General features: G+C 37.8%; 7 protein-coding genes. 4 read left to right on the top strand and 3 right to left on the bottom strand.

Annotated elements, in window-relative coordinates; translation table 11 throughout:
• Nucleotides 1-208: 208 nt before the first annotated feature.
• Complete coding sequence (locus CP357_RS08835; RefSeq protein ID WP_087176819.1) at nucleotides 209-403, top strand: hypothetical protein; 195 nt, start codon at nucleotides 209-211, stop codon at nucleotides 401-403.
• Between the two features lie 38 nt (nucleotides 404-441).
• On the opposite strand, the gene CP357_RS08830 is transcribed toward CP357_RS08835, so the two are convergent.
• Together CP357_RS08830 and CP357_RS08825 are read right to left on the bottom strand one after the other, a co-directional pair.
• Nucleotides 442-1,935, bottom strand: coding sequence for a peptide MFS transporter (locus CP357_RS08830; protein WP_098037100.1), 1,494 nt, complete (start codon nucleotides 1,933-1,935; stop codon nucleotides 442-444).
• Between the two features lie 227 nt (nucleotides 1,936-2,162).
• A complete protein-coding gene (locus tag CP357_RS08825; protein WP_098037099.1) occupies nucleotides 2,163-4,697 on the bottom strand; it encodes a M1 family metallopeptidase in 2,535 nt (844 codons plus the stop codon).
• A gap of 206 nt (nucleotides 4,698-4,903) precedes the next feature.
• Between CP357_RS08825 and CP357_RS08820 the strand changes: the two genes are divergently transcribed.
• Nucleotides 4,904-5,266 carry an aggregation promoting factor surface protein gene (locus CP357_RS08820; RefSeq protein WP_087236344.1) on the top strand — a complete coding sequence of 121 codons (363 nt, stop codon included), beginning with the start codon at nucleotides 4,904-4,906 and terminating at the stop codon, nucleotides 5,264-5,266.
• A 123-nt stretch (nucleotides 5,267-5,389) separates the two neighbouring features.
• Nucleotides 5,390-6,511: an RNA-guided endonuclease TnpB family protein gene (locus CP357_RS08815; protein WP_098037098.1), complete on the top strand. Its 1,122-nt coding sequence runs from the start codon at nucleotides 5,390-5,392 to the stop codon at nucleotides 6,509-6,511.
• Nucleotides 6,512-6,603: 92 nt separating this feature from the next.
• On the opposite strand, the gene CP357_RS08810 is transcribed toward CP357_RS08815, so the two are convergent.
• Nucleotides 6,604-7,584 (bottom strand): hypothetical protein, encoded by a 981-nt coding sequence (locus tag CP357_RS08810; protein ID WP_025006412.1) that lies wholly within the window; start codon nucleotides 7,582-7,584, stop codon nucleotides 6,604-6,606.
• Between the two features lie 148 nt (nucleotides 7,585-7,732).
• On the opposite strand from CP357_RS08810, the gene CP357_RS08805 reads away from it, so the two are divergent.
• Entirely contained in the window at nucleotides 7,733-8,980 is a 1,248-nt protein-coding gene (locus CP357_RS08805; RefSeq protein ID WP_098037097.1) for an MFS transporter, read from the top strand.
• The last annotated feature ends 377 nt before the right edge of the window (nucleotides 8,981-9,357 follow it).

Raw genomic sequence — 9,357 nt, 5'->3', positions numbered from 1 at the left:
AAGAGTCCATTTGTGACCTCCAATAGATGTTTTTGTGGATATTAACATTCTATCAAACAGGTCCAGATGGACTTTTATTTTTATAAAGTGTTCAACTTGATTTTACAATCGGCGACTAAGAAAATAAAAATAATGCTATTCAAATTTGAATGGCATTATTTTTTTGCGTAAAATTAGACATAAAGATATAGATTTTTGAGAGGTTTTTATGTTAATAATCGGAATCATTTGCTTAGTTATGGCGGCAATTTCATATTTAAGATGTTTAAGTATTAAGAACAATAACGCGAAAAAAGATAATACTAAAACTAATGAAGCTAAATGGCAACGTAGTTTGGCAATTATTTTCTTAATCTTTGGTATTTTACTAGTAGTTTATAGCATCTATTTACGTAGATTTTAAAAATGACGTGAGATTATTCCCACGTCATTTTTCATATTCTAATGTACGCCTTCCATTAAGACGTTAATCTTCTTAATTAAAGCAAACATAATAATCCCGAATACTACACTGACTACACCAACAGCCATGAAGTATGGCACTTCTGTTTTAGTTGAATAAAACTTAACGATTTGGGCATTAATTGCTTGTCCTGTCGCATCGGCCATAAACCACATACTCATCATCTGTGAGCGGAATGCATTTGGAGCAAGTTTGGTTGTAATTGACAAGCCAATTGGTGAAATCAACATTTCGGCAATTTCAACGATAAACCATGAACCTACAAGCCAGAATGGACTTACTCTACCACTTGTACCAAAGAGCATACCTGGAAGAGCCATCCACATGTATGAAAGCCCAGCAAAGACAAGACCTGCCGCAAATTTCCCCGGTGCAGTTGGCTGCTTCTTCCAGTGTTCCCATAGCCATACAAATACTGGTGTCAAAATCATGATAAATAATGGGTTAAGAGATTGGAAGTTAGCCGCAGTAAAGTGCCAACCGCCGATATGTAAAACAGTTCTTTGTTCCGCAAATAATGCTAAAACAACTGAACCTGATTCTTCTATTCCCCAGAAAATAGCTGCGGCGAAGAATAATGGAATATATGCCTTAACTCTCGAACGTTCAATCTTAGTAACCTTTGAACTGCGAAGCATCATTACGAAGTAGTAAATTGGCAATGCAATAGCCAAGATAGTTAATAAGGTAATTACATTATCAACATTTAATTGTCCTACTCCAGCCATAACGGCTAAAACTGCAGCAATTGCAACGATAATAATGACAACCCACTTGATTACGTTAAGCAAATCGCCTTTATCAATAGGATCATTAGGTGTCAAACTTTCAGTTGATAGATATTTCTTTCCGCCAAGTACATATTGTACTAAACCAAAGAACATACCAACTGCAGCTAATGAAAATCCTGCATGGAAGTTCAACTGGCTACCAAAGATATGGAAGCCCAAGCCTTCAGCTGCCCATGGAACAAGCCATGGAGCGATGAAGGAACCTAAGTTAATTCCAAAAACAAAAATACTAAAGCCGGCGTCACGACGGCGATCTTCAACAGAATAAAGACCACCAACCATATCAGACACATTTGGCTTTAACAATCCAGTTCCCACAACAATTAAAGCGATCGAACTGTATAACGCCGCTACACCAGCTGGCAAAGCTAAAACGATGTGTCCCAACATAATAAGCACACCGCCGTAAAAGACTGTTTTTCTAGAGCCCCATACTCTGTCAGAAAGCCAGCCTCCGACTAACGTTGATAAATAAACAAGCGAACCATAGATTGACATGATTGAAGCAGCAGTAGTTTGAGACATTCCCAAACCACCTTTGGTAACTGCGTAGTACATGTAGAACAATAAGATAGCCCGCATGCCGTAGTAACTGAAACGCTCCCACATCTCAGTAAAGAATAAAGTGGACAAGCCCTTTGGTTGTCCAAAGAATGCTGTATTTGAATCTCGTTTACCCAAAGAAAAACTCCCTTCTTATCTAAGGTAAGCAATAAAAATAATTATACCACGAAAAATAAGGACCTATCATATTTACAGATAGATCCTTATTTCTTTACAAAAAAAGCGGTCATACGACCGCCCACGCTTTGCATGACTAAAGTCACGTTTAGCATACTCTTTTTCTCATTTGTGTTCTTCTGCATGAATTGCATTTAGTTCTTCATGAACACTTACAATTATATTACCTAATCAATTGCCTTAGCAACTGCATCATTAACAGCATCTTTTTCAGCTTCGATCAAGTTAACCTTACTTTCGATAACCTTAACATCCATCTTAATTTCACGACTAAGAAGTGGAACATTAATCTTTGGTTCAAAGAATTCCTTGAATTCCTTAAGTCTTGCTGGAGTGTGGAAGACACCTGTAGTAACAGTGATAAATGTAGCAAATTCCATGTCACCACCAACAGTCTTGTCAAGCCAATCCCAGTCTTCTCTGATCCAGTCCCAAGCTGCTTGTTGACCATGATGGTTAGCAAGTAAACCACGGTACCAACCACGTAAGTCTTGTGGCTTAACTACGTCAGCATTTTCAAAGTCGCCAACAATAGTCTTGATAGCTGCAGGATCTTGGGTGCTGGTTACAGCGCTGCGTAAGTCAACCTTGTATGATGGATCAGCTGTTCTTTGGTATTCCTTGATTAACTTATCAACTAATTCAGCATTGCCAAAGTTCTTTACTTCGTTAATCAAAACGTATGGACGAACATCTGCATTCAATGCTTCTAAGTTATCTTCATTTTCAGTAAAGATTTGGTGAGCTGCCTTAATTGAGTCTGCATTTTCAGCGTAAAGGCTGGCACTCAATTCGTATGGACGAATTTGAACATCTTCATCGCTTTCGCCTGGCTTTACTTCCCAGCCTAAACGTGCAACTTGATCCTTTGATAAGAGGTCATAAAGTTTCTTCAAGTTCTTTTCTTCATCTGATTCTGGTTCAACGAATTGACGAAGCTTAGCTGCAGTAGTGTAAAGTGCGTTAATTACCAAACTTGACTTAGAATCAGCAAATTTAACCAAAAGTGGAACAATTGAAGCGTAAGAAATTTGCTTACCTTCTGCCAAGAGACGTAAGTCTTGGAGCAATTGCAACTTGTCAATTGGGTCCAATTCATTAACATCTGCCAAGATATCATCAAGCAAAGTCTTATCATACTTAACGATGAAGTGTGAGTTGTTGCCAACATTAAGTCTAAGTGGGTGCCCTGCTTCTTCACGAAGTACCTTATAGTTGCCTAAGTCGATTTCCTTTTCAGACATAATCTTAGGTGCGTCAAAGTTAGCATTCAATGGAATTTGCCATTGTCTACCCTTGTCTTCACCTTCACCGATAAAGAATTGCTTTTGAGTAAGCTTCAAGTGACCGTCTTCATCAACAAAGGCATTAACTACTGGGTAACCTGGTTGCTTAAGCCATGAGTGCATGATCTTACCAATATCAAGATCAGTTGCAGTTGAAAGTGCATCCCAAAGATCATCACCAGTAGCATTGCCAAACTTGTGATGGTCGAAGTAGTACTTAAGACCCTTGCGAAGTGCGTCGTCACCAAGAAGTGAACGAACCATGACTAACATTCTTGAACCCTTAGCGTAAACGATGGCACCGTCAAAGACTGAGTCAATATCTGCTGGGTCATTAATTTCCATTTGAATTGGTTGAACACCATCAGTAGCATCTCTGTTCAATGCAGATGCAGCTTCACTAGTTTGGAACATTTCCCAGATGTGCCAGTCAGGTTCCAAACCATCAACTGATAAGTATTCCATCATGTTGGCAAAACTTTCGTTAAGCCATAAGTTGTCCCACCACTTCATGGTTACTAAGTCACCGAACCATTGGTGAGCTAATTCGTGGGTAATAACTGTAGCAACTAACTTCTTCATTTCTAAGCTAGTGTTGTCTGGATCAAGGAGTAAGTAAGCTTCACGGTAAGTTACAAGACCCCAGTTTTCCATGGCACCAGCTGAGAAGTCTGGTAATGCAAGTTGTAATGATTGTGGAAGTGGGTATTTAGTTTGGTAGAAGTCTTCGTAAAATTCAATTGCGCGCTTAGCAATATCTAGGCCAAAGTCCAATTCCTTAGGTTTGTGAGCCTTAGTTGCGTAAACACCAATCAAAACGCCATCCTTAGTGTGAGTAGTCTTTGATTGTAAGTCACCAAAGGCAAATGCGACAAGGTAGCTTGACATACGAACAGTTTCTTCAAAGTGGTGGTAGCCATCTTGGTCAACTTCAACTTCTGGCATGTTGGCAAGTGCAACTTCACCATCTTCTTCATCCCACTTAAGGGCAAGGGTGAAGGTAGCCTTAGCTTCTGGTTCATCAACACATGGAAATGCTTGACGAGCAAAAGTAGTTTCAAATTGCGTACCGATAATTTGCTTCTTCTTGCCTTCTAATTCGTAGTATGAAGGGTAAATACCCATCATAGTGTCGGTAAGTGGTGCGCTATAAGCAATTTCGATTACGGCTCTGCCAGTTACGCCAGTTTCAATCTTGATTGCTTCGTCTTTTTCAACTACTTCAAAATCAACGTCCTTGCCATCAACCTTAACGCTGTCGATGGTCATAAACTTTTGATTAATGAATACTGGGTTTTCAATTACATCACCAGTAATCGTTGAAGTACCATTAATAGTCTTATTCTTACGGTTTACGTTAATGCGTAAATCGTAATGTTCTGGGTGGAAAATTTCATAAAAACGTTTAACTGCCATTTATTTTGCCTCCTATTAGCATAATTCACTCTAAATTTTACCAAAATATCAGTAAAAGCGCTCAAAAAAGGCAATTTCTTCCTGATTGTAAGAGTGACGTTTTCGTTTTGTAACATTGCTGTCATATAGACCTTGTAATATATAAGTATAGTCATTAAGAAATATATAAATTTTTTAAAAATAAGTTTTAATAAGGAATGAAATCAATGAGTAAACAAGTTAAATCTACTTTAGTTAAAATTTTTGCTGCATTAGCACTTGCCTTTGCATGTGTTGCAGTTGCACAAACTTTCGCTAACGATTCTACTAGCCAAAATGTTCAAGCTGCTAAGAAGAAAATGTCTAAAAAAGAAAAAGCAGCTAAGAGATGGATCGCAATGCGTGAATCAGGCGGTAGCTACACTGCTAGAAACGGTTCATGTTACGGTAAGTACCAATTAAGCATCGGCTACTTACACGGTGACTTATCACCAAAGAACCAAGAACGTACTGCTGATAGATACGTTTACGGTCGTTACGGTTCATGGGTTAACGCTAAGAGATTTTGGTTAGCACATAACTGGTACTAAAATTAATTTATTCCTTAATTTCCAAAAAAGCAGCCTAGTCAAGTTGACTAAGCTGTTTTTTCTTTATTGATGAATCCGGCCTTTTTTTAGTTTTTTGCTTGTTCCTCCTTCTTTCTTAAACATATGTTTGACAATGACCGTTTTGTTTGGAATCAAATGCTGGCTATGATGAATGAGCGCTATCAGAATAATAAGGATTTGCCTTTCTTGGGTAAATTTAAGCTGAATTATCTGCTTAAGCCGCTTAAAAAAGAATATCCTTTTTTGAAAAACAGCGATTCTTCAAGCTTGCAGGTAGTTAATGAATTTCTAACTCAGTCTTGGAAGAACTTCTTTCAAGATAAAAGTGGTCAAATTGGCAAGCCTCGTTTTCATTCACGCAAGTATCTGAAAAGGTCTTATACTGGTAAATCGACTATCAGAATTGCAGGTAAAAGATATTTAAAGATTCCTAAATTAGGCTGTGTCAAAACCAGCAAGACTGGAGTTTTGCAAGATGTTAAGATTAAGCGCTACACTGTTCTGCTTGAACCAACAGGAAAATATTATTTGTCTCTACAGGTAGAAACATCTGAACCAGAGAAGTACAGCTTAACTGGCAAACAAGTTGGAATTGATGTTGGCGTAGCTGATTTAGCAATTCTATCTAATGGTTTAAAGTACTCTAGTTTTGACAGCTCTTATTTTGAAAAGAAAGCTAGAATTTGGCAGAAAAAGTATTCTCGACATAGACATTTAGCTAAATTACTAGTTTTACAAGATAAGAATAAAAGGGTACTTTGTCCTAGAAGCTTAGAGAGTTTCACTAATTGGCAAAAAGCACAAAAGTCAAAAGCCAGATGCCAAGCAAAAATAGCTAATCAGCCCAGAGATTACCTGCATAAATTAACTACGCATTTAGTTAAGCAATATGATGTAATTGCGATTGAAGATTTGAAAACCAAGAATCTTCAGAAAAATCATCACTTAGCCAAATCAATTGCCAATGCTTCATGGCGAATGTTTAGACAAATGCTGGAGTATAAGTGTGAATGGTATGGGAAAAAGCTAGTTGCAGTTGATCCTAAGAATACTTCCAGAATTTGTTCAAAATGTGGCTATAACAGTGGTGCTAAGCCATTAGAGATTCGTGAATGGACCTGTTCTAAGTGTCAAACTAAGCATGACCGAGATATTAATGCGGCAGTTAATATCTTGCATAAAGCAAAGCTAAATGGTCAGGGACTGGCCATGGTAACAAGCTGAGTTCCGTGAGTTAGGTATTTGAATAATTCAATGTAAGATCCTAAACACTACTCAGTGTTCCCAGAAATCCGGCACTTCAGTGCCGGTGTAGTTCATTCAAAATGATCTTGTTTAATTACCCGGTAGGTTGCAATTATTAATACCAGGATCGAGCAAGCCATTCCTACGTAGGCCATCGTCCCAATGTGAACAGCATTATTAGCCGCTTCTCTTGCCAGTTGGTTTTCCATAGCATAACCAACTACCCATTTACGCATTAAAACAGGAGTTAAGATAAAACTAAATGTGGTAATCAATGAAGTAATCAAAGTCACATTTCTAGAATATGGTTCTTTAAAAAATTGTGCTAATACACAAAAAGCTGGAGCAATCATCAAAAGCATGATCCACATAATAATCCAGCGACCAGAACTACTATTCATCATTTGCGCACTATTTGTGGCATAACGGTATGAACTCCAGAGCTGACCACCAGTGACTGTATTTAGTAAACTCAAAAAGTATGATCCTTGTTGACCATAATAGCCACCATTATTAGACAATACTCCTTGAATAATTTGGAAACTATCGGTTGACCCTGCCGATGAAAAGTCGACAGTTACCACTTGCTTCATATAGGTAGCTAAAAACATAGTAACTGAGCCACCTAATTCTAAAGCTCTCAGCATACTTAATTTTCTTGAAGCTTTTAGATGAAATTCAAGACTAAGTACTTGATGGGGATGATGACTGTGGCCGATGACGTATATTCCAACAATTACAACTGCCAATAAGATTAATAATCCCCACCATAATTTGATCATGGCAAGAAATAGTGCCAAGACAATAATTGCAACTGAAATATATGGTCGATCAGAAAAGATTGTCCAGAAATTGAGCTTTACGTGATTATAATTTTCACGTGAAAGATCGATTTTGGTATTAGCAGCAGGTTTAGGATTGCTAATTTTTTTGCTTCTAAATTCTTCACGACTATTTACTCTACTTTTAGAATAATTGATTCGTGATCGATCAGCACCATCTTGTCCATGTTCCTTCTTCATACGATATTCTCGCCGCGACATGTGTGCCATAAAGATAACTCCCTTCTAGAACCATTATCGTAGCACATTATTTCATTAATAATCTTTTTATTATAAAAAATTGGAAAAATATTTAATTTTTTGTATGTGCTAAAATAAACATTAAAACTTATTCTTATTTTTTGAAAGAGATGACACTTTGACTACTATTAAATCACGCAATCTGCCTGCAGGTTGGCATAAAGCTTTTTATACCCTGTGGTTAGGTTGCTTCATCACTGGGATGGGCTACTCAATGACTATGCCCTTTATCTCACTGTTTATTTCTGATTTAGGTAATTATTCTAAGCTGCAAATCAACTTATACTCTGGGCTGGCATTTGCTATGACCTTTATTGCCCAGGCAATAGTTTCTCCATACTGGGGCAGCTTGGCTGACCGTAAAGGAAGAAAACTAATGTGTATGCGTGCATCCGGCGTTATGGCAATTACTATTACCTTGACTGGTTTTGCACCAAATGCGATTTATATCGTTGTCATGCGCTTCATTCAAGGGTCATTTTCTGGTTATATCAACAACGCTACGGCATTGATGGCCAGCGAAACGCCGCACGAACGTAGTGGATGGGTAATGAGTCAGATGATGACCGCTGGTACTGCTGGCAACTTGGTTGGTCCATTATTAGGTGGTGCCCTTTCTAGTTTCTTTGGCAATATCTTTGGCGGTGCATGGGGCTATCGTATTCCGTTCTTTATTACCGGTGTCTTGATGTTCATCGTATTTTTAGGAACAACATTCCTAGTTCATGAAGACTTTACTCCAATTTCTCGCGAAAAAATGAAGCCAATGGGCGAAATCATGAAGAGTTTGCCAAGTGTTAAATTAATTATCGTTATGTTCATCACTACGATGTTGGTTCAATCTTCAACTATGTCAATTGATCCTATCGTTTCATTATACGTAAAATCAATGATGCCTCATGGTTCTGATGTTGCATTTGTTGCTGGTATCGTAGCAGCAACGCCAGGACTTGGTACTTTGCTTGCTGCATCTAAGATTGGCCATAAGATGGATGAAATTGGGCCATTACGTGTTTTGCGTGCAGGTTTAGTTATCGGCTTCATTTTATTTGCACCAATGGCTTTAACTAATAATCCATGGATGCTTGCCTTCTTGCGTTTCTTATTAGGTATTGCCAGTGCGGGGATGTTGCCTGCAGCTCAAACTGTTTTAACTTTGAATACACCTAAGGAAAGTTTCGGTCGAATTTTTAGTTATAATCAGTCTTTCCAAGCAGTAGGTGCAGTACTTGGATCATTAATGGGTTCTGCCATTTCTGGTTTTTCAAACTATGCGACTGTTTTCTGGGTAACCGGATTTACTTTATTATTGAACTTTATTTTAATTTTGATCTTCGCATGGGGTATTTCTTATCGAAATAAATAAGTAATCGTTTTCACTACTTTTAATCCATAACTGAAACTTGAAAGCACTAAAACTAGCCGGATCCATATTGGATCTGGCTTTTTGTCTCTTAAATTAGTTTTTAAGCTGTCCGCAGCCGCTGCTTTTGCATGAAAACCGGCAATAACTTAATAAAGTTGTCTAATATTTGTTCCACTGTGGCGGAGATCTCTGCTTTTACTTCTTTAAGAGCGATAAGCAGGTAGACCAATGTCTCTTCAAAGGCTAAATCAGGCAGCGCTTCATAATTATTTGTATAAATAATTTAAATAATTTTTTGAGTGCCACGCACAAAGTCTTAATAACTTAAACTTCCCACTTGCAAAAGTGGGCTTGTACCTTGAAAATTCAATAGTTTA

It is taken from the genome of Lactobacillus sp. UMNPBX6, assembly GCF_002553975.1.
Lineage (GTDB): Bacteria > Bacillota > Bacilli > Lactobacillales > Lactobacillaceae > Lactobacillus > Lactobacillus gallinarum.
The sequence above is the reverse complement of the archived record's forward strand: the minus strand, read 5'-3'. Positions and strand labels throughout refer to the sequence as shown.